Genomic DNA, 25,628 nt, shown 5'->3' with positions numbered 1-25,628 from the left:
CGGCGCTTCGAAGCGAGACCGGCATACTTCGAATGTCTGCGTGCGCGCGATGACCGCCCACCTCGGAAACGAGTGTGATCCATGGCCGGCTCCTCACTCGTTGTTCATGACGGTGGTCGCTGTCAAGGTCAACAGCTTGGTCAATGGCCCGATCCACGAACCTAGAGCCAGGCCGGTGAATTTATACGTGACCGTCACCGTGAGCGGCGTGCCGAAACTCCCGCCCTGACCCGACGGAACGGCGACGGTAGGCGTTGACGCGCTACCCAGGCTGATCAAGTGAGTCTGGCAGTAATTGAGCGCGACATTCTGAATATCCGTCGTGGAAGCTTTGGGGGATTTCAGAACGATCCCGGCTCGCGCACCTTCGCGGCTCGCGTTGGTTATGACGGCCTGGTCGAACATAACGAGACCGAATTCGATAATGCCGAACAGGATCAACAGCAGCAAAGGGAGCACCAATGCGAATTCAACAACCGCAACGCCCCGCTGCTGTTTCCAGTGTCGTCGATTCATGATTCTTGTTCCCCGTATAAGAAACTGACGCGATGTTCGACGCGCTCTCATTGCTTCTTCCCGCATGCGTTCCCCCATGCACGGTCAGCGAACAAGCAAATTGCGCACCATCGGTCGCACACGGTTGACGCGCGGGGACAGCGTCTTGCGACACCGATGAAGGAAGGCGTGAGAGGGGGGAAATGTTTCAGACTTGAACCGTGAAGCGTCGACGCTCAGTCGACGGCGCAACGCACCTGCAAGCGGATGCACACGGAATGGGGGAAGATCGGCGCGAATGATTCAGTTGTGAAACACCGACGCAGTTACGGGCCTGCAACGCGTCTCTGCCATCTGCCGGACAGGAGGCCAAGAGTCACGTTGGCTCGGCCGCCGTCTCGCCTGCGGGATAGCGTTGCAGCATCGATCGCGCAGCCTCGGCATTCGTCGGATGCAGCCATTCCCAAACCCGGCCTTTGCGACCCCTTGACGACGCCAGCTTGCCCCCGCGTATCTACCGGCTACCCAACGCCTGAGCCAGCGCATCCCCCGCAGCCAGAATATGCGCGGACAGCGCCGCGCACGCCGCGTCCACATCGCCATCGCGTATCGTCTGAACGATGTCCCGATGCTCGTCGTTCGAGCGATCCTGCCAGTCGAGTTGCTGCCACGTCGCGTAAAGATGCCGCGAACTGGCGCGATGCATGTCGCCGATTGCGTCGATGAGCCGCGGCATCCCGCACCGCGCGGTCAATGCGCGATGAAACCTGAGGTTCAGCGTGCCGAGCACGGCGATACCGCGCGCCGCCGACTCCTGATCGAGGATCGCATCGAGTTCCTCCAACGCACGGGCGTCGAGAGCGGGCATCGCCTCGCGCAGCGCCAGCGCCTCGAAAGCAGCGCGCATCTTGGCCAATTCAAGCACGTCCGCCGGCTCGAGCGGCGCCGCCCGCACGCCCCTTCGCGGTTCCACCACGGCCAACCCTTGCGCTTCCAGCCGCCGGAACGCCTCGCGTACCGGCACGTGGCTCGCGCCGAACTCGGCCGCGATGTGGTCCTGACGCAGCCACTCGCCCGGCGCGATGACGCCCGAGATGATGCGGTCCGCCAACGCGGCAGCGATCCGATCGGCCAGCGAGCGATCTTCCTTGACTTCAAAGTTCATGCCGACCACCATGCATATATTATCTATTAAATTGTAACAAACTCGGAGGCTCGATGCGCCACCACCGTCCTGAGCGTCTGCAGCACATTGCCGGCATCGGCGTCGATCGCATGGGTTCGATCGCCGATCATGCCGACGTCGACCTGTTGCGGCTCGAAAATCTCGATACCGACATCCCGCCCACTGCGGAGGCGCTCGCCTTCACCCGGGAGGCCATCGAGCGAGACTCGGCCAACTCCTATTTGCCGTTCGTCGGTCAGGATCGGCTGCGCGCGAGCGCTGCCGCCCACGTGTCGGCGCTTTCGGGGCAGCGCTTCACGGCCGACCAGGTGGTGGTGTCGGCGGGCGGGCTCTCCGGCATTCTGAACACGCTGCTTGCCACCGTCGAGACCGGCGACGAAGTGATCGTCACCGATCCGACGTACGCGGGCCTGCTGAACCGCGTCCGCCTGGCGGGCGGCGTGCCGCGGCAGGTTCCGTTCGCCTTCACGCCGGGCGGCGAATGGAAGCTGGACCAGGCCGCGCTGGGGGCGGCAATCGGCCCGAAAACGCGGGCCATGCTGCTGATGTCGCCGTCGATGCCTTCGGGCGGGGTATTCGATGCATCCGACTGGCAACTGATCGCGAGCCTGTGTGTGCAGCACGATCTGCTGCTGATCCTCGACAGTGCGATGGAGCGGCTGCTGTTCGATGGACGCACGGTCATCCATCCCGCCGGCCTGCCCGGCATGGCCGAGCGCACGGTGACGGTCGGCGCGGCGTCGAAGGAGCTGCGCATGATTGGCTGGCGGGTCGGCTGGATCGTCGCGCCGGAATGGCTGATTCCCGATCTGGTGGCCGTGTCGCTCGCCAATGTCGTGGTGCCGGTCGGCATTGCCCAGGAGGCTGCGGCAGTCGCGCTCGAGCATTCCGCGTCCGATCTGCCCGGCTACGTGAGCGAACTCGAAAGGCGGCGTGACACGATCGCCGCCGAACTGTCCGGGCTCCCGTTCGGCATGCCGGCGGGCGGCTGGTCGATGCTGCTGCGTGTCTCCGACTTCGGCCTGACCGGATCGCAGATGTCGGAGCGGTCGCTGCGCCGCTGCGTATGTGCGACGGCGATGACCGGATGGGGCGTCGCACACGGCGAGCAGTATGTCCGTTTCGTGTTCTCGAACGAACCGGTCGAACGGTTGCGCACGCTCGGAAACAAGGTGCGCGTCGCGCTGGAGGACGCATGATGGCCGCCTATGAGACAGCCGGGTCGTGCGCCAGGTGTCCGTGGCTCGAGGCATCCGGCATGCCGCGTGTGGGGGGGCGAGCGAACTCACACGCGATCCTGTTTTTGCCGAAAGTCCTGCTTGCGACGATTCACGTGACGCGAGACATCCGACGCCGGGCAGCGCGATGCCCGGCCCGGCCGAACGCCCTACCGCGCCGCCGGCGGCTGCAGGATGTCGCGCGGAATCGTCGCGATCAGCACGCAGCTGACCAGCAGGCACGCGCCCAGCGCATAGGTGCCGTTGTTGATGTCGCCGGTCATCTGCTTGGCGATGCCGGTGATCATCGAGCCCGTGAACCCGGACAGGTTGCCCACCGCGTTGATCAGCGCAATGCCGGCCGCCGCCGCGGTGCCGGACAGGATCTGCCCCGGAAAGGTCCAGTAGATCGGCATCAGCGCGAGGATGCCGCACGTCGCGATGGTCAGGAATACGATCGACAGCACGACGTTGTGCGCCAGCGCCGCGCTCGCGATCAGGCCGACCCCGCCGATCAGCGCGGGAATCGCCGCGTGCAGGCGGCGCTCGCCGGTCTTGCGCGAGTGCGACGCGTTCCACACCATCGCGAAGATGGCCGTCAGGTACGGAATGGCGGTCAGGACACCGATATGCAGCGGGCTCTGCACGCCCGACGCGCGAATGATCGACGGCAGCCAGAACGCCAGCCCGTAAAAGCCGGTGTTGAACGTGAGCAGGATGAAGGTGAGCAGCCAGACGCGCGGGCTGCGCAGCGCGGCGCCGATGCTGTGCGACTTGTGCGCGGCTTCGGTTTCGAGGTTGCGCGCCAGCCGCGCCTTTTCGTCGCCGGACAGCCACTTCGCCGACTGCGGGCCGTCGCCGAGGCACGCCAGCACGACGAACGCCACCACGATCGACGGCAGCCCTTCGAGCAGCAGCATCCATTGCCAGCCGCTCATGCCCGACAAACCGTGCGTGTGCTCCATCAGCCAGCCGGACACCACGCTGCCGAGCGTGAGGCTCAGCGGGATCGCGACCAGGAAGCCCGACATGGCCACGCTCTGGCGGCGCGCCGGGAACCAGTAGTTCAGGTACAGGATGACGCCCGGAAAGAAGCCGGCTTCGCACAGGCCCAGCAGGAAGCGCAGCGCGTAGAACATCGTGGACGTCTGCACGTGGAAGAACTGCGCGAGCGGCACGATGAACGCCATCGACGACGACACGATGCCCCACGTGATCATGATCCGCGCGATCCAGAAGCGCGCGCCGTAGCGGTGCAGCAACAGGTTGCTGGGCATCTCGAACAGGAAATAGCCCCAGAAGAAAATGCTGGCGCCGAGCGCATAGACGCCATCGCTCAAGCTCAGGTCGTCGAGCATCTGCAGCTTCGCAAAGCCCACGTTCACGCGATCCAGGTAGGCCACGACGTAACACAGCAGCAGCAGCGGCAGGATGCGCCGCATCACCTTGCGATACAGGGCGTCGTCGGATGAATCGGCCGCGGCCGGGGCGGCAGCGGCCTGCGTAATGGATGGCATCGGTCTGTCTCCTGATTGTGTAGGTCTTCTTCGTACCGGCGGTTCTTCGACACATCGATGTTACCGATAACATTCCGTGGCAAAAAAAACGCCGACGAGGCAGCGGGGAACAATCGACACACTGATACCGGTAACGAATCGGAAGGTAGCACGCGGCGACAGGCGCGTACAAGCGCCGGCGAACGCGTGGTTTCCCTAACGCGCGCATCGCCGCGACGGGGCGGCGCGGCACGCATGAACGCGGCTGCGGCACCGGTATGATGTAGCCTTTCCAGCTTCCGTCCGATCGCGATTCCGATGCCCAGTCCCACCGCCGTCCGGCCTGCCGGGCCGCCCCGCATGTCCGACGTAGCGCGCCTCGCCGGCGTATCGAAGATGACGGTGTCGCGCGTGCTCGCCGGCCACAGCGTGGCCGCCGAGACGCGCGCGCGGGTCTGCGCGGCGATCGACCAGCTCGGCTACGTGGCGGACGCGGCCGCCGGCGCGCTGTCGTCGGGGCGCTCGGAATTCGTTGCGGTGCTGGTGCCGTCGCTGTCGAGTTCCAACTTCTCCGACACCGTGCGCGGCCTGACCGATGCGCTCGAACCCGAAGGCCTCCAGTTGCTGCTCGGCGACACCGACTACGATCTCGAGCGCGAGGAACGGCTGGTGCGCTCGATGTTGCGGCACCAGCCGCGCTGCATCGCGCTGACGGGCGCGCAGCACACCGATGCGACACGCAAGGTGCTGGAACGCTCGGCCATTCCCGTGGTCGAGATGTGGGACCTGCCCACGCGTCCGATCGACACCGCCGTCGGCTTCTCGAACGTGCGCGCCGCCCGGGCGATGGTGCGCCACCTGGCCGAGCGCGGCTACCGGCGCATCGGCTTTCTGGGCGGCGCGAGCGAGCTGGATCGGCGCGGCCTCGACCGGCTCAAGGGATACCAGGCGGAGATCAAGGCGCTGAAGCTTGGTGAGCCGCGCGTCGTGCGGCTCGGCGAATCGCCGATCACCATGAGCCACGGCGGGCCCGCGATGGCGGCCCTGCTCGCGCAGTGGCCGGACACCGATGCCGTGATGTGCGTCAGCGACATGTCGGCATTCGGCGCGATCATGGAATGCCACCGGCGCGGCCTGTCCGTGCCCGAGGACATCGCGGTGGCCGGCTTCGGGAACTTCGAAGTGGCCGCATGCTGCCACCCTGCCATCACGACCGTATCGGTCGACGCATACGGCATCGGCCTGCGCACGGGCGAGGCACTGCTGGCGGCACTGCAGGCGCGCGACAGCGGCGAGCCGGTCGAATCGCAAAGCATCCGTATCGACTACACGATCGTCGCGCGCGAAAGCGCGTGACGGGCCGGCGACCGGGCCGGTCGCGCCCGGCGAGAACCGGCGAGCACCGGCGTGCGCTCGAGACGCGCGCGGAGGACGCGATTGCGTACCGCCCCCCTGCCCTTACGCCGCCCCGCCATCGCATGAACGAAAGGCCGTGTTGACGGCCGATGCGCGTCGATACGGTGCCGTTCGACTGGATGGAAACCGGTGCGTCGCGCACGGCGCTTTCTCCGTCCCCTGCGCCACCCGCACCCAAAAATTCCCTTCCGCCACGCAAAAACCCCGTGCTAACATCCATTCGATGTTACCGGTACCAATCCGGCACGCAACAATGAACGAGCCCTTCGGAGACAGCCCGCCATGTCACAGCCACCGCGCCGCCTGCGCAGCCAGGAATGGTTCGACGATCCCGCGCATGCCGACATGACCGCGCTCTATGTCGAGCGCTTCATGAACTACGGATTGACGCGCGAGGAGTTGCAGTCGGGCCGCCCCGTGATCGGCATTGCGCAGACGGGCAGCGACCTCGCGCCGTGCAACCGCCACCACATCGAACTGGCCGAGCGCACGAAGGCGGGTATCCGCGATGCGGGCGGCATTCCGATGGAATTCCCCGTGCATCCGCTGGCCGAGCAAAGCCGCCGGCCGACCGCCGCGCTCGACCGCAACCTCGCCTACCTCGGGTTGGTGGAAGTGCTGCACGGCTTCCCGCTGGACGGCGTGGTGCTCACCACCGGCTGCGACAAGACCACGCCCGCCTGCCTGATGGCGGCCGCGACCGTCGACCTGCCGGCGATCGTGCTGTCGGGCGGGCCGATGCTCGACGGCTGGCACGACGGCAAGCGCGTCGGCTCGGGCACGGTGATCTGGCATGCGCGCAACCTGCTCGCCGCCGGCGAGATCGACTATGAAGGCTTCATGCAGCTGACCACGGCATCGTCGCCGTCGATCGGCCATTGCAACACCATGGGCACCGCGCTGTCGATGAACAGCCTGGCCGAGGCGCTCGGCATGTCGTTGCCGGGCTGCGCGAGCATCCCCGCCGCGTACCGCGAGCGCGGCCAGATGGCGTACGCCACCGGCAAGCGCGCGGTCGAGCTCGTGCGCGAAGACGTGCGCCCGTCGACGATCATGACGCGCGCGGCCTTCGAGAATGCGATCGTCGTCGCGTCTGCGCTCGGCGCGTCGACCAACTGCCCGCCGCACCTGATCGCGATCGCGCGCCACATGGGCGTCGAACTGGGCCTGGACGACTGGCAGCGCCTCGGTGAATCGGTGCCGCTGCTCGTCAACTGCATGCCCGCTGGCGAGTACCTCGGGGAGAGCTTCCACCGCGCCGGCGGCGTGCCTGCGGTGCTGCGCCAGCTCGATGCGGCCGGCCTGCTGCGGCGCGACTGCGCGACCGTGTCCGGCCGCGCGATCGGCGAGATCGCCGACACCGCGCCCGACGCCGATCGCGACGTGATCCGCACGCCTGACGCGCCGCTCAAGCATGGCGCAGGCTTCATGGTGCTGTCGGGCAACTTCTTCGACAGCGCGATCATGAAGATGTCGGTGGTCGGTGAAGCGTTCCGCCGGACCTATCTGGCCGAGCCGGGCGCGGAGAACACGTTCGAGGCCCGCGCGATCGTGTTCGAAGGCCCCGAGGACTACCACGCGCGCATCAACGATCCCGCGCTGAACATCGACGAGCGCTGCATCCTCGTGATTCGCGGCTGCGGCACGGTCGGCTACCCGGGCAGCGCGGAAGTCGTCAACATGGCGCCGCCGGCCGAACTCGTGAAGCGCGGCGTGAGCTCGCTGCCCTGCCTGGGCGACGGGCGCCAGAGCGGCACGTCGGCCAGCCCGTCGATCCTGAACGTGTCGCCCGAGGCGGCGGTCGGCGGCGGCCTGGCGCTGCTGCGCACGAACGACCGCATTCGCGTGGACCTGAATCGCCGCAGCGTCGACGTGCTCGTGGACGAGGATGAACTCGCGCGCCGTCGCGAGACGGCGCGCTGCACGGTACCGCAGGCGCAAACGCCGTGGCAGGCACTCTATCGCCAGTTCGTCGGCCAGTTGTCCACCGGCGGCTGCCTCGAACCGGCCACGCTGTACCTGAAGGTGATCGAACAACGCGGCAACCCGCGCCATTCGCACTGACCCTCCTGCCCACGACCCTTGCCGAGCTGACCATGCGTACTCTTTCCGTTTCCGACTGCCTGCCGCACGACCTGGCGCAAGCGCTGCTGATCGGCCGTGTGTGGCGGCACGACGGCGCCCATGTGGGCCCGAGCGTCGTTGCCGTGCGCAACGGCGAAGTGATCGACATCACGCGCACCGTACCGACCACCGCGGACCTGTTCGACCGCCCCGACGCCGCCGCCCTCGCGCGCACGGCGCCCGGCGAATCGCTCGGCCGCGTCGAGCCGCTGCTGCGGGCGGCGCTCGACGGCACGCGCGGCGCGACCCACCTGCTCGCACCGTGCGACGTGCAGGCCATCAAGGCCTGCGGCGTGACCTTCGCCGTCAGCCTGATCGAGCGCGTGATCGAGGAACAGGCCGGCGGCGACCCCGTGAAAGCAGCGGACGTGCGCGCGACCATCGCGGCCACCATCGGCACCGATCTGTCGAAGATCGTGCCGGGCTCGGACGCCGCGATGCGGCTGAAGGCGGAACTCGAGCGCCGCGGCGCGTGGTCGCAATACATGGAAGTCGGGATCGGCCCCGATGCCGAGGTGTTCTCGAAGGCGCAGCCGATGTCGGCGGTGGGCTTCGGCGCGGACGTGGGGCTGCTGCCCGTGTCGGTCTGGAACAACCCCGAACCTGAGATCGTGCTCGCGGTTGCCAGCGACGGCAGGCCGGTGGGCGCGACGCTCGGCAACGACGTGAACCTGCGCGACATCGAAGGCCGCTCGGCGCTGCTGCTCGGCAAATGCAAGGACAACAACGGCTCGTGCGCGATCGGCCCGTTCGTGCGGCTGTTCGACGACGGTTTCACGCTGGACAACGTGCGCGAGGCCAGCGTGTCGCTGCGCGTCGAAGGCGCCGACGACGGCTTCGTCCTCGACGGCATCAGCCACATGCGCGAGATCAGCCGCGACCCGCTCGACCTCGTCGCGCAGACCTGCGGCGCGCATCACCAGTACCCGGACGGCTTCATGCTGTTCCTCGGCACGATGTTCTCGCCGATCCAGGACCGCGACGCGCCCGGCGGCGGATTCACGCATCACCTGGGCGACCGCGTCACCCTCTCCACGCCTACACTCGGCGCACTCGTCAACACCGTGCGGCTGTGCACCGAGATCGCGCCGTGGACCTTCGGCGTGCGCGCGCTGTATGCGAATCTGGCCGCACGCGGCCTGCTTACGACGTAAGCCCCCGGGCCGCGATACCCCCATCGACATCGACGCGCGGCGGATCGACGGCAAGACCGCCCCCTCAAGCACGCGGTTGCGATGACGGGTGGCGCGCCTGCGTGCCGCGCCGATGCGGCCGCCCGGCGAAATCATGCAAAATACGCCCCATCTGAGATGCGGAGACGCGCCCGTGGGGATCAACTTCGACTTGAACGACTTGCAGGCGTTTCGCGCGGTCGTGGAAACGGGCAGCTTCCGAAAGGCCGCGGAATCGGTCAGCATTTCCCAGCCCGCGTTGAGCCGCCGGATCGACAAGCTCGAGGAAGCGCTCGGCGTGCGCCTGTTCGAGCGCACCACGCGTCGCGTCGCGCTCACCACGGTCGGCCGCGTGTTCGCCCAGAGCGCCGAACAACTGCTCGACGATCTCGACGTGGCGCTGCTCGGCATTCGCGACGTGTCGTCGAGCCGCCTCGGCCATGTGACCATCGCGTGCGTGCCGTCGGTCGCCTACTACTTTCTGCCGGCCATCATCGCGCGCTATCATCGGCGCTTTCCGCGCATCCGGGTCAAGCTGCTGGACGCGAGCGCGAACGAAGTGCTGGGCGCCGTCATCAGCGGCGAAGCCGATTTCGGCGTGAGCTTCATGGGCAGCCAGGAAGCCGACATCGAGTTCAAGATGCTGCTCCAGGAGCGCTTCGTCGCCGCGTGCCGCCGCGACCATCCGCTCGCGCGCAAGAAGCGCGTGACCTGGAACGAACTGTACGAGCACGATTACGTGTCGGTGGACAAGACTTCCGGCAACCGCCTGTTGCTCGACCAGGCGCTGGCCGCCGTGGCGCCGCGCGGGCCGAGCGTGTGCGAAGCGCGCCACGTGACGACCCTGCTCGGCTTGATCGAGGCCGGGCTCGGCGTCGCCGCGGTGCCCTCGATGGCGATGCCCGGGCACGACCATCCGATTCTCACGAGCGTGCCGCTCGTCGAGCCGGTCGTCAAACGCCGGGTGGGCATCGTCAAGCGGCGCGGACGGCCGCTCACGCCGGCTGCTGAAGCGTTTCACCGGATGATCGTCGACGCGAAGCGCGACGGCATCGCAAGCAGCGATGCCTCGGCGTGACGACGACACAAGCGACACGAAGGAAGACCGTTCCGTGAGGTTGGCCACGCTGCTCAAATCGCTCTACGTGCAGGTCCTGCTCGCGATGCTGCTCGGCGTGACCGTCGGTCACGTGTGGCCTGACGCAGGCGCGAGGCTCAAGCCGCTCAGCGACGCGTTCGTCGGGCTCGTGCGGATGACCATCGCGCCGATCGTCTTTTGCACGATCGTCTCGGGCATCACGTCACTGGCGAACGGGAAGGCGATCGGCCGCACGATCGTTCGCGCGCTGGCGCTCTTCTATCTGCTGACCGCCGTCGCGCTTGCCGTCGGGCTCGTCATCGCGTTCGTGCTGCGCCCCGGCGCCGGCCTGCACATCGACGTTCACCACCTCGACGCGAGCATCCTCGCACAGTACGCGAAGGAGGCGCAGCCGCGCGGGCTCGTGGCATTCGGGCTGAGCGTGATCCCCGAGACGATGCTCGGCGCGTTCCAGCAAGGCGAGGTGTTGCCGGTGCTGCTGCTGTCGCTGCTGTTCGGCTTCTCGCTGAATGCGCACCGGCGGGCCGGCCAGCCCGTGCTTGCGCTGATCGACGGGGTCGCCCAGGTGGTCTTTCGCGTGCTCGCGATGATCATGCGGCTCGCCCCGCTCGGCGCGTTCGGCGCGATGGCCTTCACGGTGGGCCGCTTCGGGATCGGTTCGGTCGGCTCGCTCGCGAAGCTGGTGGTGTCCTTCTATGTGGCCTGCGCGCTGTTCGTCGCGCTCGTGCTCGCCCCGCTCGCGCGGCTGCACGGCTTCGCGCTGTGGCGGCTGTTGCGCTACCTGCGCGAAGAGTTGCTCATCGTCCTCGCGACATCGTCGTCGGAGCCGGTGCTGCCGCGCCTGATCGTCAAGCTGGAATCGCTCGGGTGCGACAAGGGCGTCGTGGGGCTCGTGCTGCCGGCGGGTTATTCGTTCAATCTGGACGGCACCGCGATCTATCTGACGCTCGCCGCGTTGTTCATCGCGCAGGCGTGCGACGTGCCCCTTTCCGCATCGCAGATCGCCGTGATGCTCGCCGTGATGCTGCTCACGTCCAAGGGCGCGGCCGGTGTTTCCGGTAGCGGGCTGGTGGCGCTGGTCGCCACGCTTGCCGTCATGCGCGACCTGCCCGTCGCCGGGGTCGCACTGCTGGTCGGCATCGATCGTTTCATGTCCGAGGCGCGGGCGCTGACGAGCGTGATCAGCAACGCGTGCGCGGTGATCTTCGTGTCGATGTGGGAACGCGCATGCGATCGCACGCGTCTTGCGCAGCGGCTCGCTGCCGGAGGGCCGGTCTCCCCGAACGGAGTCGATGCGGGCCGTGCCGCCGCGGATGCCGGCGGCGACGGTGACGGGAAGGCGGTCTGACGCCAACCTTCCCGTCGATCATGCTCAATGAGCGGGGACGGAATCCAGCCCGGTCGATTTCACGTCGGCCTGAACATCAGGCGACGCGAGATAGTCGAGCAGTGCCTTCGCTTCCGCCGGATGCTGCGCGCCGACGGGGATGCCGGCCGCGAAGCGCGTGACCGACTGCAGCGATTCGGGGATCTTGCCGACGAAGGTCGCCCCCTTGACCGGCAGCAGCTCGCTCACCTGCTGGAAGCCGATCTCGTAGTCGCCGTTCGCGACGACCGATGCCACCGGAATGCGCGGAATCATCTTCGCCTTCGACTTCACCTGGTCCTCGATGCCGAGTTTTTTGAACAGCTCGCGCTCGATGTAGACGCCACTCGCGCTGTCCGAATACGCGATCGACTTCGCGTGCAGCAGCGCCTGCTTGAGACCTTCGGCGGAACCGACGTCGGGTTTTGCCGAGCCGTCGCGCACGACCACGCCGATGCGCGAGTCGGCCAGCTCGACGCGCGAGCCGGGGATCACCTTGCCCTGCTTGATCAGGTCGTCCAGCGCATAGCCGACCATGATGACCGCGTCGGCCGGCTCGCCGCGCGCGAGCCGGTTCGGAATCGCCTCGGGCGACTTGCCCATCGACGGGCCGAGCGCGGTATCGAGCGTGTTACCCGTCGTGGCGGCAAACCGGGGGCCGAGCAGCTTGTAGGCGGCGGTGAAGCCGCCCGAGCTCATCACGTGCAGTTCGGCGGCCTGCACGTTGGCGGCCATTGCCGTGGCCAGGACGAGCGCGGCCGCGCAAAATTTCGGAAGCAGGTTTCTCATGATCATGGTCGTGGTCGTGGTCGTGCGGATTCGTCTGGGTTGGCAAGCATTCCGGATGGCCCGGGCCTCAATGCGCGGGCGTCAGCGTCGCCGTGTGGCGACGATAGAGCGCGAACGTCGCCAGCAGCGCGCACACCGCGGCGAAGCTCATCCAGTAGCCCGGTGCGGCCTTGTCGCCCGTCGCGTGAATGAGCGCGGTCGAAATGGCCGGCGTGAAGCCGCCGAACACGGCCGTCGCGAGGCTGTACGCGAGCGAGAAGCCCGCGACGCGCACCTGCACCGGCATCACTTCCGTGAGCGCGACGACCATCGCCCCGTTATAGATCCCGTACATGAACGAGAGCCACAGGAGGACGAGCAGCATGTTGACGAACGACGGCGCGTGCGCGAGCAACGACAGCGCCGGGTAGGCGGTCACGACGGTGAGCACCGTCATGCCGACCAGCAGCGGCCGGCGGCCGATCCGGTCGGACAGCGCCCCGCCGATCGGAAGCCACACGAAGTTCGACACGCCGACGCAGAGCGTCACGAGCAGGCTGTCGGCGGTGCTCAGGTGCAGCACCGTCTTCCCGAAGGTGGGCGCGTAGACCGTGATCAGATAGAAGCTCGTGGTGGTCATCGCGACCAGCATCATGCCGGCCACTACGACGCCCCAGTTCTGCACCAGCGTCCCGAACACTTCCTTCATGCCCGGGCGATGCTTGCGCGCCTTGAACTCCTGGGTTTCCTCGAGGTTACGGCGCAGCATGAAGATGAACGGCACGATCATGCAGCCGACGAAGAACGGCACGCGCCATCCCCATGCGGCGATGGCCGACGCGCTCAACCATTGATTGAGCGCAAAGCCGAGGCCCGCCGCGACGACGATCGCGACCTGCTGGCTGGCGGATTGCCAGCTCGTGAAGAAGCCCTTGCGGCCGGGCGTCGCCAGTTCGGCGAGATACACCGAGACGCCGCCCAGTTCCGCGCCGGCGGAGAAGCCCTGCAGCAGCCGCCCGAGCAGCACGAGCGCGGGCGCCAGCAGGCCGATCGTCGCGTAGCCCGGCACGAACGCGATCAGGACGGTGCCGCTCGCCATGATGGACAGCGTGACGATCAGGCCCTTGCGGCGGCCGACATCGTCGATGTACGCGCCCAGCACGATGGCGCCCAGCGGCCGCATCAGGAAGCCGGCGCCGAACACGGCGAAGGTCATCATCAGCGACGCGAACTCGCTTTGCGCGGGAAAGAAGACGTTGGCGATCTGCGTGGCGTAGAAGCCGAACAGGAAGAAGTCGAACTGCTCGAGAAAATTCCCGGCGGTGACGCGGAAAACCGCAGCGGCCTTCGAACGGGCGTTCGGAAGGCTGGACGAGGGGTGCATCGGGTGTCTCCTGAAAATCCGGAAATAGGCGGGAGGGGTGGATCGATTGTCGTTTTCCGGCATGTTCGCTCGTCGCCGCGCAAACGATAAGTGCAATTTTTGGAAGGATTGATGTCGATGGGTTATCAATCGACGTGCCGGCGGCGCGTGTCGCCGCCCCTCGTTCCGCGCGCGGCGAACGCTCGATGCATCGCTTTGCGGGACCGGCCACGCGGGCTCGCACACGTTTGCGCTCCCGTGCGCGCCTGCCCGCGCCTATCGGCGGCCCTGCCGGCCTCGATTTTCTGTTAACCGTGCCGTTAACCCGGATTTGACCCGCGCCGGAACCGTCGCAACCGGCTTCCCCTACGAGCACGAGCATGCCCGCAACCACCTCGATCGAGAAAATCGCCGACTGGGCCGGACGCAACCATCTTGTCGTCGGCGCATTGGGCACGTTGATGTCGCTGGCGGCGCTCGGGATCAGCGCGGCGACCCTGTGGGTCGGGCGCAGCGAAGTGATCGAGCACGCGCACGAGACGTCGCGCAACGTCGCCGCCGTACTGGTGAGCCAGATCGCGCGCACCGTCGAGACGTCGAACAACGCGCTGGTCGCGCTCGCGTCCGATCTCGGCAAGCCCGCGGTGCGGCGCATGGATGCCGGGCTGCGGCACGACCTGCTGTTCGAGCGCACCGCCGCGCAATACGTGACCGGCATGGGCGTGACCGACCGGCACGGCCAGTTGATCGACGGCTGCTGCGGCACGACCCATCGTTGGGATTTCAGCGATCGCGACTACTTCAAGGTCCATCGCGATGCCGACAACGTCGGCCTCTACGTGTCCGAGGCGTATCGCGCACGCTCGCGCGACGGCAAGGAATCGATCGCGCTGTCGCGGCGCATCGAACGGCCGGACCATACGTTCAACGGCATCGCGGTGGTCGCCATCGACATCGCCTATTTCGAGCAGCTCCTGTCCGGGCTCGATGTCGGGCCGAACGGGGTCAGCGCGATCCTGCGCGCGGACGGTGCGATCCTCGCGAGAAATCCGTCGTTGAACGACAACCAGATGAACCACCTGCGTCGCTCGAAAGCGTTCGACCGGATGGTGCACAGCGAGTCGGGCTTCTACCCCGCTCGTTCGGTCATCGACGGCACCAAGCGGCTGTATACGTACCAGCGGGTGCCGGGCACGCCGCTGATCGCCGTCGTCGCGCCGGCCGAGCGCGACGTGCTGGCGAGCATCACGCGCCTGTCGTGGACGGTCGGCGTGTCCGCCACCGTGATCAGCGCATTCTTCTGCGCGGTGGTCTGGCTGCTCGCGTTTGCGCTGCGGGACAACCTGCGCAAGCAGACGCTGCTCACGGATCTCACGCGGACCGATCCGCTGACGGGCTTATGCAACCGCCGCGCGCTCGATATCGCGCTCGCCGACGAATGGGAACGGCTGCAGCGCGGCAGCAACGGCAGCCTGTCGATCCTGTTCATCGATGCGGACCACTTCAAGCAGTACAACGACCGGCACGGGCATGCGGAAGGCGACACGGCGCTGCGCTTTCTCGCCGAATGCATCCGCACCCACACGCGACGGCGCGGCGATCTCGCCGCGCGCTACGGCGGCGAGGAGTTCGTCGCGGTGCTGCCGGATACAGACGAAAGCGGGGCCGCGCAGGTCGCGGAGGCAATTCGCCGCGAAGTCGAACGCAACCGGCTCGACGGCTTCGCGGAAACCGTGCCGGCGTTCACCGTCAGCATCGGCTGCGCGACCGGCCATCGCGCGCGCCCTCCGTCAGTGCACGCGCTGTCGCATCAGGCGGACATGGCGCTTTATCGTGCGAAGCGCGAAGGCCGGAACCGGGTGTGTTGCGCGGAAACGGAGCAACACGCTCGCGTGGCTTGACCTGACCGGCCACGGATCGTGGCCTGCATCTTTTTCTCGGCAGCGGCCTCTACGCAAACGATTGCGTCGGACAACAGTCCTAAATTGTTCATGTACCAATCCGATAATAAGGAACGCTACTTGATATCAATGAAACTGGACGGCTCACATGAATAATCGACGATTAACGGTTCGCACGAAGCTGACCCTGGCGTTCAGTCTCCTGACGTGCATGGTGCTGCTCGTCTCCATTCTCGGCATCGTATCGCTCGGCAATGCGAACGCGGCATTCGACCATTACGTCAACGGCACCAACGCCCGTGCCATCCTGGCGGACAAGGTTCGCGTCGCGGTCGACCGGCGTGCGATCGCCGCCCGCAACCAGGTGCTGGCGACCGCGCCGCGCGATGCGGACATCGAGAAGGACGCGGCGCTGCAGGCCGACCACGACGTCGGCGCGCTGCTGGGCGAACTGACGAATGCAGTGCGCGAGGGGAGCGGCGCGACCGACCAGGCCCGCGAACTGGTCCGGCAAATCGGCGCGGTCGAAGCGCAGTACGGCCCCGTGGCGCGCGCCATCGTCGACGCGGCGGCGAACAACCGCCGCGATCAGGCGATCACGATGATCAACGAACAGTGTCGGCCGCTGCTGGCCAGGCTTGTCAGCGCCACCGACGCCTATGCGACGTTCGCCCGCGTGCAAGGCGAGCAACGGGTGACGGAATCGGCCGACCGCTATGCATCACAACGACTATTGCTGATCGTCATGTGTATCACGGCGGCGGCCGCCGCCGCGATCCTGGGCGTCTTCATCACCCGCGGCCTGCTGCGCGCGCTCGGCACGGAGCCTGCCGTGCTCAGCGAGATCGCCGGCCATATCGCCGCCGGCGACCTCGGCGCCGAATCCACGACCGGTGCCGCGCCGGCCGGCAGCGTCCTGGCGTCGATGCGCGACATGCAGGCGAACCTGATCCGCCTGATCTCCGAGGTCCGTACCGCATCCGGTAACGTCGCGACGGGCGCCGGCGAAATCGCGTCCGGCAACCAGGACCTGTCGTCCCGCACGGAACAGCAGGCCGCCTCGTTGCAGGAGACCGCATCGAGCATGGAGCAGCTGACGTCCACCGTGCGCCTGAACGCCGACAATGCGCAGCAGGCGAGCGGGCTGGCCAACAACGCATCGGAAGTCGCCCAGCGCGGCAGCACGGCAGTCGGCCTGATGGTCGACACGATGACGGACATCAGCGCCGGCTCCGCCAAGATCGCCGAGATCACCGCGATCATCGAAGGGATCGCCTTCCAGACCAACATCCTCGCGCTCAACGCGGCCGTGGAGGCCGCCCGCGCCGGCGAGCAGGGCCGCGGCTTTGCCGTGGTGGCCAGCGAAGTCCGCAGTCTCGCGCAGCGCTCGTCGAGCGCCGCAAAGGAAATTCGCGAGCTGATCTCGGAATCGGTCCGGAAAGTCCAGGACGGCTCGCATATCGCGAACAACGCGGGCGAGACGATGACCCAGGTCACGCATGCGATTGCGCGCGTGACCGACATCATGGGCGAGATCGCGGCCGCGTCGAACGAGCAGAGCCGCGGCATCGAGCAAGTGAATCTGGCCATTACGCAAATGGATGAAGTCACCCAGCAGAACGCGGCGCTCGTCGAACAGGCCGCCGCCGCATCGAAGTCGCTCGAGGAACAGGGTGGCCGGCTTGCCGAGGCGGTATCGCTGTTCCGGCTCGACACGCGGGCGGCGGGCGCCTAGCCTTCCGCCGTGCGCGTGCCCGTGATGGACGCATCGAATCCCGCGCCCGACATGCTCAGCACCCGAAATTAACCAGATAGTGGGAATTCACGCGCATTGCATCCGATGCGAAACAAATCCGTAACGGCCGCGTAACGATCGCTCACCACAATCCTCCATCTTCGACCATCAGGATGGAGTCTTGCATGTTTGCGTCACGAAGCCGTTTCCCGCTGCACGTCGCAGCCTTGTCGAGTGCGATCGTGCTGGCTGCGTGCGGCGGCGGCGATGATGTCACGTCGACCAGCACCCTGGCGGCGGCCGTTCCCGCGCCGCCCGCCGACCCCGGCTTCGTCGACAGCGCGCCGATCCCGAGCGCGCCCGCGTTCGTCGACAACGTCGCGACCAACCAGCGCGGCGATGCACGCTATGCGACGCTGTCGACCAACGCTGCGGTGCGCGTGTTGAGCCGCTTCCTCGATCTCTGGCAACCGGCGACGATGCTGGTCGATGCGGGCGTGAGCGCGCCGGCAAACGGCGCGTTTCCGGCCATCTCGCCGTCGACCTGCTCCGGGTTGCCGAACAGCGGCGTGTCGTGCGGCACGATCCTGAACGATGCGGTGCTGTCGGCCAACGTGCAGTACGTGGTCAACGCGACGACCGCCCGCACGCCGCAGCAGGCCGATGCCGCGTATTACGACGACCGGCGCGGCAAGGGTTACAGCGTGACCGACGGCATGGGCCCGCTCACCGCCGCGTGGCGCACCGCGGCGCAGCAGACGACCAGCATCACCAGCGTGCCCGCCGATGCGACGACCGTGCTGTACAACGACTCGGGCAACAACGTCGGCGTCGGCAGCAGCAGCGGCAACGCCAGCTTCGGGAAGGTCGTCGACCTGCTCAACGAAATGGGCAACAACGCGTCGACCGAACCGTCGAAGCGCTTCTTCAAATATGCGCGCCCGTACCGCTGGAGCACGAGCGTGATCGTCGCGCCGACGCTCGTGCCGGCCGAAAGCACGACGCCCGCGACCGACGGCGGTTTCATCAGCGGCCACACGGCCGAGGCTGTGCGCGACGCGACGACGATGGCGTGGCTCGTGCCGGAACGCTTCCAGGAAATGCTCAGCCGCGGCCTCGAACTGGGCGAGAACCGGATCCTCGCCGGCATGCATTCGCCGCTCGACGTGATCGGCGGCCGCATGCTCGCGCTGGCCGTCAGCGCGGCGAACCTGACCGCGTACGCCAATGACGCGCAGGCCGCGTACACGCAAGCCCATCAGACGCTGCAACAACTGACGGGGACCAGCGCCACGACCTTCTCCGCCTTTGCCCACTCCGGCACCACGGCCACCGACCGGTTCGCCGACTACACGACGAACAAGGCCGCGTTCCTGCGCCGCATGACGTTCGGCTTCGGCGCGATCGAATCGACGGACGCGCCGCCGGTCGTGCCGAAGGGCGCGGAGATCCTGCTGCAGACGCGCTTCCCGTACCTGAGCGCCGACCAGCGGCGCATCGTGCTGAAGACGACCGAAGTGCCGTCCGGCTATCCGGTCATGGACGATGCGGAAGGCTGGGGGCGCCTGAACCTGTTCGCGGCCGCCGACGGCTACGGCGCGTTCAACGGCAACGTGATCGTGTCGATGGATGCGTCGCAGGGCGGGCTCAATGCGGCCGACCTGTGGCGCAACGACGTCGCGGGCGCCGGCAAGCTGACGCTGCAAGGCAGCGGCACGCTGACGCTGGCGGGCAACAACCGCTACACGGGCGGCACGCAGGTGAGCGGCGGCACGCTCGCGGCCGCGTCGACGACGGCGTTCGGTAACGGCGACGTGTACGTCGGCTCGGGCGGCGGCGTGAAGATCGCGGCCAATGCACCGGTGACGATCGCGACCCGCTATACGCAGCTCGACAACACGACGCTCGAACTCGACATCGACGGCAACGGCGGCGGACGCCTGCGCGTGGGCGGCCCGCTCACCGTCACGGGCGGCACGCTGCACGTGAAATTCGTGAACGGCTTCACGCCGAAGGCCGGCGACACCATCGCGCTGATCGACGGCGCGGCGGCCGCCGCGAAGTTCTCGACGGTGACGGTCGACGGGTTCAAGGCCACGCCGGTTTATACCGCGACGGGCGTGTCGGTCACGCTGTCGGCGGCGTAGCCGGCAGCGAAGATCGATCCCGCAACGGCGCCGCCCAAGGGCGGCTTCGGCGTGGGCGTGGGCGTGGGCGTGGGCTTGGGCTTGGGCTTGGGCTTGGGCTTGGGCTTGGGCTTGGGGCTTGGACTTGGGCCCGAGCCTGGCCTCACGCGAAGCGCGCAGGCGCCGCCGTGCCGGCTTCGCCCGACGGGCAAGACCGCGTACCGAAGCGCCGCTGCAGCTCGATGATCGTCGGCAGGTTGAAGTCGTGGACATCCGGCGTGGCGCCGCCCTGTCGCCGGTTCACCTCCACACAGAGCTCCAGCGCCCGCGCCCGCGTCTCGGCAAGCAAGCGCAGCGCCTCGCCGAGCAGGCCCTTCTCCAGTTCCGACAGCTGATCGCCGCGGCCGGCTTCGCCGGTCGCCGGCTTGCGCATGATGGTTTCCATCGCAACGTCTCCTTCCCAGTCCGATTGCGCGGGCGGCCGTACACCGCGTCGCGCGTCACATGACCGCGCCGCGCAGCCAGGGCACGAATTCGCGGTCGCCGATACCGTTCTCCTCGCTGCGCGACGGCCGCCCGGACGCGACGTCGAGCATCAGCCGGAACAGCCGCTCGCCCGCTTCGCCGACCGAGAGCGCGCCGGCGACGATCCCGCCGCTGTCGAAATCCATATCCGATTGCATTCGCTCGAACAGGCCGGTCGTCGTCGCGATCTTGATCGTCGGCACCGGCTTCGAGCCGAACACCGAACCGCGGCCCGTCGTGAAGCACACGAGATTTGCGCCGCCGGCGATCTGCCCGGTGGCCGACACCGGGTCGTAACCGGGCGTATCCATGAACACGAGCCCGGCTTGCCGTACCGGCTCCGCATAGTCGTAGACTGCGCGCAGCCGCGAGCGGCCGCCCTTCGACACCGCGCCGAGCGACTTCTCGAGAATCGTCGTGATGCCGCCGGCGAGGTTGCCGGGCGACGGGTTGTTGTTCATTTCGCCGCCGTTGTCGGCGACGTAGCGCGCCCACCACTGCAACCGGCCGAGCAGACGCTCGGCCACGTCGCGCGACGCCGCCCGCGCGATCAGCAGATGCTCGGCACCGTAGATCTCGGGGGTCTCGGAAAGAATCGCGGTGCCCCCGTTGCGGACCAGCAGATCGACGGCCGCGCCGAGCGCCGGGTTCGCGGTGATGCCCGAGTAGCCGTCGGACCCGCCGCATTGCAGGCCGACCGTCAGCCGCGAGGCCGGCACGGCGCTGCGACGCGCGCCGTCGGCCACCTCCACCAGTTCGCGCACGATCGACACGCCTTTGGCCACGGTGTCGCGCACACCGCCTTCGTCCTGGATCACCAGCGTGCGCACGGTGCCGGGCGCCGCCGCGTCGAGCCGTTGCGCGAGCGCGCCGACCTGGTTGACCTCGCAGCCGAGGCCGACGAGCAGCACGCCGGCGAAATTCGGGTTGCGTGCATAGCCGACGAGCGTGCGCCGCAGCAGCTCGATGCCGTCCCCGGTCGCCGACATGCCGCAGCCGCTCTGATGGGTGATCGCGACGACGCCGTCGACGTGGCCGAACGCATCGAGCGCGCCGTGCCGGTACGCATCGGCGATCGCATGACACACGCTCGCCGAACAGTTGACGCTGGCGATCACGCCGACGTAGTTGCGGGTCCCCACGCTGCCGTCGGGCCGCACGAAGCCGTCGAAGGTATCGCGGCGATCCGTCTCGACCTCATGCGCGTCGTCGGCAGGGCCGCCGTCGTGCGTATGCTCCTCCGGCATCCCGACGTTGTGCACGTGCACGTGCTCGCCCGCGGCGATGTCGCGCAGCGCGACGCCGATCGGCTGCCCGCATTTGACGATCGCGCCGCCGCGCGCGATCGGCGCGGTGGCGACCTTGTGGCCGGCCGGTATCGCGTCCGCCGGTTGCAGCGGTGCGCCGCGCACGTCGATCGGCACGTCGGGCGCCAGCGCATCGAGCGCGACGGCGACGTTGTCGTTGCCGTGAAGGATCACGATTGCCGGTTGCTTCACGATGCCTCTCTCCCTGTCATTGCGATGCCGGCCGCCGGAGCGCCGGCCGCCGGTTCATGGCGGGCGACGAGTTGCCGCAACCGCGGTTGTTCGGCCGGCAACGCGAGCGAATCCGCGAGCGCGAGCAGCGGCGCGATCCGCCGCGCGACTTTCTCGCGATGGTTGACCGCGATATCGGCGATGCGATGCGCGAGAAACGGATTGAGCAAGCGCTCGCGCACGCTGTCGACGTAGCGTTCGGCCGTTTCGCGCAAGCCCAGCGCCACGAATACCGGCGCGACTTCATCGCGCCACACGGCCTCGAGCCCGTCGCGCAGCCGCGCATCGTTCATCGCGTCCAGCACCGTTTCCGCTGCATTGCGCCCGGCCGCGAGCCACTGCTCCGCGAGCCAGCTGTGCCCGAGATTGAGGAAGAACAGCTTCAGGCGCTCGTGGCTGCGCAAATCGTCGGTGACGACGATCTGCGCGTGCCGGCACGGCAGCGCCATGCCTGCGCGCCGTTCGATCGCCCAAAGCGCGTAGGGCTCCGCGATCGCGCCGACCGGATGCAGCGGCTCGGACACGATGCGGTCGACGAGCGAGTTGACCCATGTGCAGCGGTGGCCCAGATAGTCGGCGAACGCGTCGGGCAGCCGCCACTGGCGCGCGAGGCCCAGCACGATGTCGCGCAGCGTGTCGCCGTTGTTCGTCACCAGTTCGCACGGCAGGATCGACACGCCGTCATCGGGCCGCACCTGCCAGCGCGCATGCAGCAGCGCGAGCAGCTTCGCCGGAAAGCCGTGCGGTGCGTGCTCCGGGTGATCCAGCAGGTCCGCGGCGTCGCGCGGGTCGGCGCGATAGCCTGCGTCGCCGGTGTTCGACACGATGACGCGCACCGTGTCGATCGCGGCGCCGCGTATGTCCGCCCAGTCGCGCTCGGCGTCCCACGCGCGCTGCACGGCGCGGCATTCGACGACTTCGTCGACCACGCCGCCGCGCTCGCGCCCGCGAATCCGCACCGGATAGCGGCCGGTGGCGCGCAACGCGTCGATGCGGGCGCGGCTGGCCGGATTGCCGGTCGTCTGCACGATGCCGATGCCGCCGATCGCCTCCTCCGCATCCAGCGCCTGGGAGACGAACAGGTCGACGTGCGCGAGCAGGAAGCGGCTCGTGCCGAACTGCAGGATCGGCGGCGTCACCATGTCGTGCGCTCCGCGTGCCGGATTCGACGGATCAGCATTCGACGAGCGCCTTCACGACGGTCTGCCCGGCATCCAGCAGACGCGGCAACGCGTCCGGCACCTCGTCGAGCCGCATCCGGTGCGTGTTCAGCGCGCGGTCGGGAATGCGCCCCGCGCGCATCGCGTCGAGCACCGTCGCGAAATCCTCGGCCGTCGCATTGCGGCTCGCGAGCAGCGTGGTTTCCCGCTTGTGGAATTCGGGATCCGAAAACGCGACATGCCCGCGCACGATCGAGATCAACGTGTATTTGCCGCCGTGCGCGACGAATTCGAACCCGCGATTCATCGCATCGAGGTTGCCCGTCGCATCGAACACCGCATCGAAATACTCGCCGTTCGTCAACGACGCGAGATGCGCCGCGTCCCCTTCCCCCACCTCCACCGCCGCATCGACCGCCAGATGCTGGCGGCAGAACGCCAGCCGGTCGGCGCGCGTGTCGAGGCACGTGACGTCGGCGCCGCGCAGCTTCGCGAAGATCATCGCGGCCATGCCGATCGGCCCGGCGCCGACGACCAGCGCGCGCTGCCCGGCACGGATGTCCGCGCGGCGCACCGCATGCGCGCCGATCGCGAGAAATTCCAGCATCGCCGCCTGGTCGAGCGAAATGCCGTCGGCCTTGTGCACGAACTGCGCGGGCACGCTCAGGTATTCGGCGAGCGCGCCGTCGCGATGCACGCCGAGCACCTTGATGTTCACGCAGCAGTTCGTGTTGCCGTGCCGGCAGGCGACGCAGTGTCCGCACGACAGATACGGCATCACGTACACCGCGTCGCCGGCGCCGAGCCGCGACTCCGGTTCCGCCTCGACGACGACCGCCGACAGCTCGTGCCCCATCACGCGTGGATAGTCGAGGTACGGCTGGTTGCCGGTGTAGATGTGCAGATCGGTGCCGCAGATGCCGACCCGTTGCACGCGCAACAGCACTTCGCCGCTGCCGCGCACGGGCAGCTCGCGCTGCTGCACGCGCAGCACGCCGGGGGATTCGCAAATCACGCTGAGCATGTCGGTTTCCTTTCGTTCGGGTTCATTCGTCGTGGCGTGCGGTGTCGATCCGGTAGAAGCGGCGCGCGTTGCCGCCGAACAGGCCGTCGAGCGCCGCGGCGCCGAGCGACTGCGCGACATCGTCCTCGCATGCGGCCAGCCATTCGTCGTAGCCGCCGCACGCCGACGCCAGCCGCAGCACCGGCCAGTCGCTGCCCCACATCAAGCGCGTCGGCCCGAACAGGTCGGCCAGCGCCTGCACATACGGCCGCGTGCGCGCGCGCACCGCATCCGGGCCGGCCGACGGCCCCGCCTCCGTCCAGAGGCCGGACAGCTTGCAATGCAGGTTCGGCAGGTGTGAGAGTCGACGCATCGACGTGAGCCACGGCTGCATCTCGCCGCGCTCGATGAACGGCTTCGCGCCGTGATCGATCACGATCGGCAAATCCGGGTGGCGTCGCGCGAACGCATGCAGCGCATCGAGATGGCGCGGCATCACCAGCGCATCGAACCGCAGCCCGTGCTCGAGCATCGCGGCGACCGCGCGATCCAGCCGCGGATCGTCGATCCACGCGTCGTCGGGCAGATCCTGCAGCATCGGTCGCAAGCCGCGCGCCTTCGGCGCGGACGCAAACGCCGCGATCCGCGCGGGTGCGTCGTCGGCCTTCAGGTCGACCCAGCCGACCACGGCGCCGACGCTCGGCGTTTCGGCCGCGAGATCGAGCAGAAAGCGCGTGTCGGCTTCGCTCGGCAGCGACTGCACGAGGACGGTGGTATCGATGCGCGCGGCGTCGAGCAGCGGCGCCAGATCGGCGGGGCCGAAATCCCGGTGGATCGCAGCGAGTTCGGCCGGCGGCCAGCAGCCGGCCCGCGCGCCGATGCGCCAGTAATGCTGATGGGCGTCGATCCGTGCGGTCATGCGCATGCTCCCGGCACCGGCGCGTGCGCGTCGATCAGCCCTTCGTCGCGCAGCGCCTCCCACAGCTCGGCGGGCGCGGGGCGCTCGAACCAGGCGATGTTCTGCGCCAGCTGAGCCACGCTGCGCGCGCCGACCACGCACGACACGACGGCCGGATGGCCGAACGGAAACTGCAACGCCGCGGCGGGAAGCGGCACGTCGAAGCGGTTGCACAGCGCGCCGAGCCGCGTCGCCTTGTCGATCACGTCGGCGCTCGCGTCCGCATAGTTGAACTTGCCGTTGCCGGCGAGCAGGCCGGAATTGAACACGCCGCCGATCACGATCGCCGTCCCGTCACGGGCGCACGCGTCGAGCAGCGGCTCGAGCGCCGTCTGTTCGAGCAGCGTGTAGCGGCCGGCCAGCAGCACCGCATCGAGCGCCGCTTCGTTCAGCGCGTCGGCCGCGACTTCCCATTCGTTCACGCCGAGACCGAACGCGCCGATCTCGCCGCCCGAGCGCAGCGCATCCAGCGCGCGAAACCCGCCGCCGCGCGTCAACTGGTCCCAGTAGTGCGCGTGACGCTCGCCGTGCGTCATCGCACCGATGTCGTGCACGTACAGCATGTCGATCCGCGCGAGCCCGAGCCGTTGCCGGCTGTCGTCGTGCGAGCGCATGATCCCGTCGTAGCTGTAGTCGTAGACGGGCCGGAACGGCAGCGGCTCGGCCCAGCCGTCGTCGCCCGGCCGCACGCTCGCGTCGGCCCGCATCAGCCGCCCGACCTTCGTGCTGAGCGTGAAGGCGCGGCGCTCGCGCGGGGCGAGCCCCGCCCCCACGCGCCGCTCGGACAGCGTGTAGCCGTAATACGGCGCGGTGTCGAAATAACGCAGGCCGGCGGCCCACGCGGCGTCGACGAGCGCAGCGGCATCGGCGGCCGACATCGGCCGATAAAGGCCGCCGAGCTGCGAGCAGCCGAGGCCGAGTGCGGACACCGTCAGCCCGCTGCGCGGCAAGGTGCGCGTATCGTGTGCGTTCATGAGTGG

At 68.1% G+C, this 25,628-nt stretch carries 20 protein-coding genes; 9 read left to right on the top strand and 11 right to left on the bottom strand.

The features are described from left to right. Positions 1-93 precede the first annotated feature (93 nt). Both CFB47_RS33195 and CFB47_RS33190 read right to left on the bottom strand, forming a co-directional pair. A complete protein-coding gene (locus CFB47_RS33195) occupies positions 94-516 on the bottom strand; it encodes a TadE/TadG family type IV pilus assembly protein (protein WP_089459905.1) in 423 nt (140 codons plus the stop codon). Between the two features lie 493 nt (positions 517-1,009). Further along, positions 1,010-1,660, bottom strand: coding sequence for a GntR family transcriptional regulator (locus tag CFB47_RS33190; protein WP_256946812.1), 651 nt, complete (start codon positions 1,658-1,660; stop codon positions 1,010-1,012). 53 nt (positions 1,661-1,713) lie between these two features. On the opposite strand from CFB47_RS33190, the gene CFB47_RS33185 reads away from it, so the two are divergent. After that, positions 1,714-2,880 carry a pyridoxal phosphate-dependent aminotransferase gene (locus tag CFB47_RS33185; protein WP_089463735.1) on the top strand — a complete coding sequence of 389 codons (1,167 nt, stop codon included), beginning with the start codon at positions 1,714-1,716 and terminating at the stop codon, positions 2,878-2,880. 188 nt (positions 2,881-3,068) lie between these two features. Here CFB47_RS33185 and CFB47_RS33180 read toward each other — a convergent pair whose 3' ends face one another. After that, positions 3,069-4,415: an MFS transporter gene (locus CFB47_RS33180; RefSeq protein ID WP_089463734.1), complete on the bottom strand. Its 1,347-nt coding sequence runs from the start codon at positions 4,413-4,415 to the stop codon at positions 3,069-3,071. 297 nt (positions 4,416-4,712) lie between these two features. Between CFB47_RS33180 and CFB47_RS33175 the strand changes: the two genes are divergently transcribed. From CFB47_RS33175 to dctA, 5 genes are all read left to right on the top strand, one after another. Beyond that, entirely contained in the window at positions 4,713-5,750 is a 1,038-nt protein-coding gene (locus CFB47_RS33175) for a LacI family DNA-binding transcriptional regulator (RefSeq protein WP_179243807.1), read from the top strand. 342 nt (positions 5,751-6,092) lie between these two features. Continuing rightward, a complete protein-coding gene (locus tag CFB47_RS33170; protein ID WP_089463733.1) occupies positions 6,093-7,874 on the top strand; it encodes an IlvD/Edd family dehydratase in 1,782 nt (593 codons plus the stop codon). A gap of 32 nt (positions 7,875-7,906) precedes the next feature. Next, positions 7,907-9,088, top strand: a complete 1,182-nt coding sequence (locus tag CFB47_RS33165; RefSeq protein WP_089463732.1) for a fumarylacetoacetate hydrolase family protein — start codon at positions 7,907-7,909, stop codon at positions 9,086-9,088. Between the two features lie 172 nt (positions 9,089-9,260). After that, positions 9,261-10,184, top strand: a complete 924-nt coding sequence (locus tag CFB47_RS33160; RefSeq protein WP_089464273.1) for a LysR family transcriptional regulator — start codon at positions 9,261-9,263, stop codon at positions 10,182-10,184. Between the two features lie 34 nt (positions 10,185-10,218). Next, positions 10,219-11,553, top strand: coding sequence for a C4-dicarboxylate transporter DctA (dctA, locus tag CFB47_RS33155; RefSeq protein ID WP_089464272.1), 1,335 nt, complete (start codon positions 10,219-10,221; stop codon positions 11,551-11,553). Positions 11,554-11,577: 24 nt separating this feature from the next. On the opposite strand, the gene CFB47_RS33150 is transcribed toward dctA, so the two are convergent. Together CFB47_RS33150 and CFB47_RS33145 are read right to left on the bottom strand one after the other, a co-directional pair. Continuing rightward, complete coding sequence (locus CFB47_RS33150) at positions 11,578-12,360, bottom strand: substrate-binding domain-containing protein (protein ID WP_089460130.1); 783 nt, start codon at positions 12,358-12,360, stop codon at positions 11,578-11,580. Between the two features lie 67 nt (positions 12,361-12,427). Next, a complete protein-coding gene (locus tag CFB47_RS33145; RefSeq protein ID WP_089443888.1) occupies positions 12,428-13,723 on the bottom strand; it encodes an MFS transporter in 1,296 nt (431 codons plus the stop codon). Between the two features lie 359 nt (positions 13,724-14,082). Here CFB47_RS33145 and CFB47_RS33140 point away from each other — a divergent pair, with 359 nt between their 5' ends. The 3 genes from CFB47_RS33140 (at position 14,083) to CFB47_RS33130 (ending at position 19,485) form a co-directional block, all read left to right on the top strand. Continuing rightward, complete coding sequence (locus CFB47_RS33140) at positions 14,083-15,603, top strand: sensor domain-containing diguanylate cyclase (RefSeq protein WP_089463731.1); 1,521 nt, start codon at positions 14,083-14,085, stop codon at positions 15,601-15,603. 148 nt (positions 15,604-15,751) lie between these two features. Beyond that, positions 15,752-17,338: a methyl-accepting chemotaxis protein gene (locus tag CFB47_RS33135; RefSeq protein ID WP_089463730.1), complete on the top strand. Its 1,587-nt coding sequence runs from the start codon at positions 15,752-15,754 to the stop codon at positions 17,336-17,338. A gap of 185 nt (positions 17,339-17,523) precedes the next feature. After that, positions 17,524-19,485: a phosphatase PAP2 family protein gene (locus CFB47_RS33130; RefSeq protein WP_089463729.1), complete on the top strand. Its 1,962-nt coding sequence runs from the start codon at positions 17,524-17,526 to the stop codon at positions 19,483-19,485. A gap of 142 nt (positions 19,486-19,627) precedes the next feature. On the opposite strand, the gene CFB47_RS33125 is transcribed toward CFB47_RS33130, so the two are convergent. The 6 genes from CFB47_RS33125 to CFB47_RS33100 are packed head-to-tail and all read right to left on the bottom strand — an operon-like array spanning position 19,628 to position 25,622. After that, positions 19,628-19,909: a hypothetical protein gene (locus CFB47_RS33125; protein WP_089443884.1), complete on the bottom strand. Its 282-nt coding sequence runs from the start codon at positions 19,907-19,909 to the stop codon at positions 19,628-19,630. Positions 19,910-19,964: 55 nt separating this feature from the next. Then, complete coding sequence (locus CFB47_RS33120) at positions 19,965-21,488, bottom strand: UxaA family hydrolase (RefSeq protein WP_089463728.1); 1,524 nt, start codon at positions 21,486-21,488, stop codon at positions 19,965-19,967. After that, positions 21,485-22,666, bottom strand: coding sequence for a D-mannonate oxidoreductase (locus CFB47_RS33115; RefSeq protein ID WP_089464271.1), 1,182 nt, complete (start codon positions 22,664-22,666; stop codon positions 21,485-21,487). The genes CFB47_RS33120 and CFB47_RS33115 overlap by 4 nt, the downstream gene beginning before the upstream one ends. A gap of 34 nt (positions 22,667-22,700) precedes the next feature. Continuing rightward, positions 22,701-23,711, bottom strand: coding sequence for a zinc-binding alcohol dehydrogenase family protein (locus CFB47_RS33110; protein ID WP_089463727.1), 1,011 nt, complete (start codon positions 23,709-23,711; stop codon positions 22,701-22,703). A gap of 22 nt (positions 23,712-23,733) precedes the next feature. Beyond that, on the bottom strand, positions 23,734-24,609 hold the full coding sequence (locus CFB47_RS33105) for an amidohydrolase (RefSeq protein WP_089464270.1): 876 nt from the start codon (positions 24,607-24,609) through the stop codon (positions 23,734-23,736). Continuing rightward, positions 24,606-25,622: an aldo/keto reductase gene (locus tag CFB47_RS33100; RefSeq protein ID WP_089463726.1), complete on the bottom strand. Its 1,017-nt coding sequence runs from the start codon at positions 25,620-25,622 to the stop codon at positions 24,606-24,608. The genes CFB47_RS33105 and CFB47_RS33100 overlap by 4 nt, the downstream gene beginning before the upstream one ends. Positions 25,623-25,628: the final 6 nt, after the last annotated feature.

It is taken from the genome of Burkholderia sp. AU27893, from assembly GCF_002223205.1.
Lineage (GTDB): Bacteria > Pseudomonadota > Gammaproteobacteria > Burkholderiales > Burkholderiaceae > Burkholderia.
Note: the sequence above shows the minus strand (reverse complement) of the source record. Positions and strands in the feature narration are given on the sequence as shown.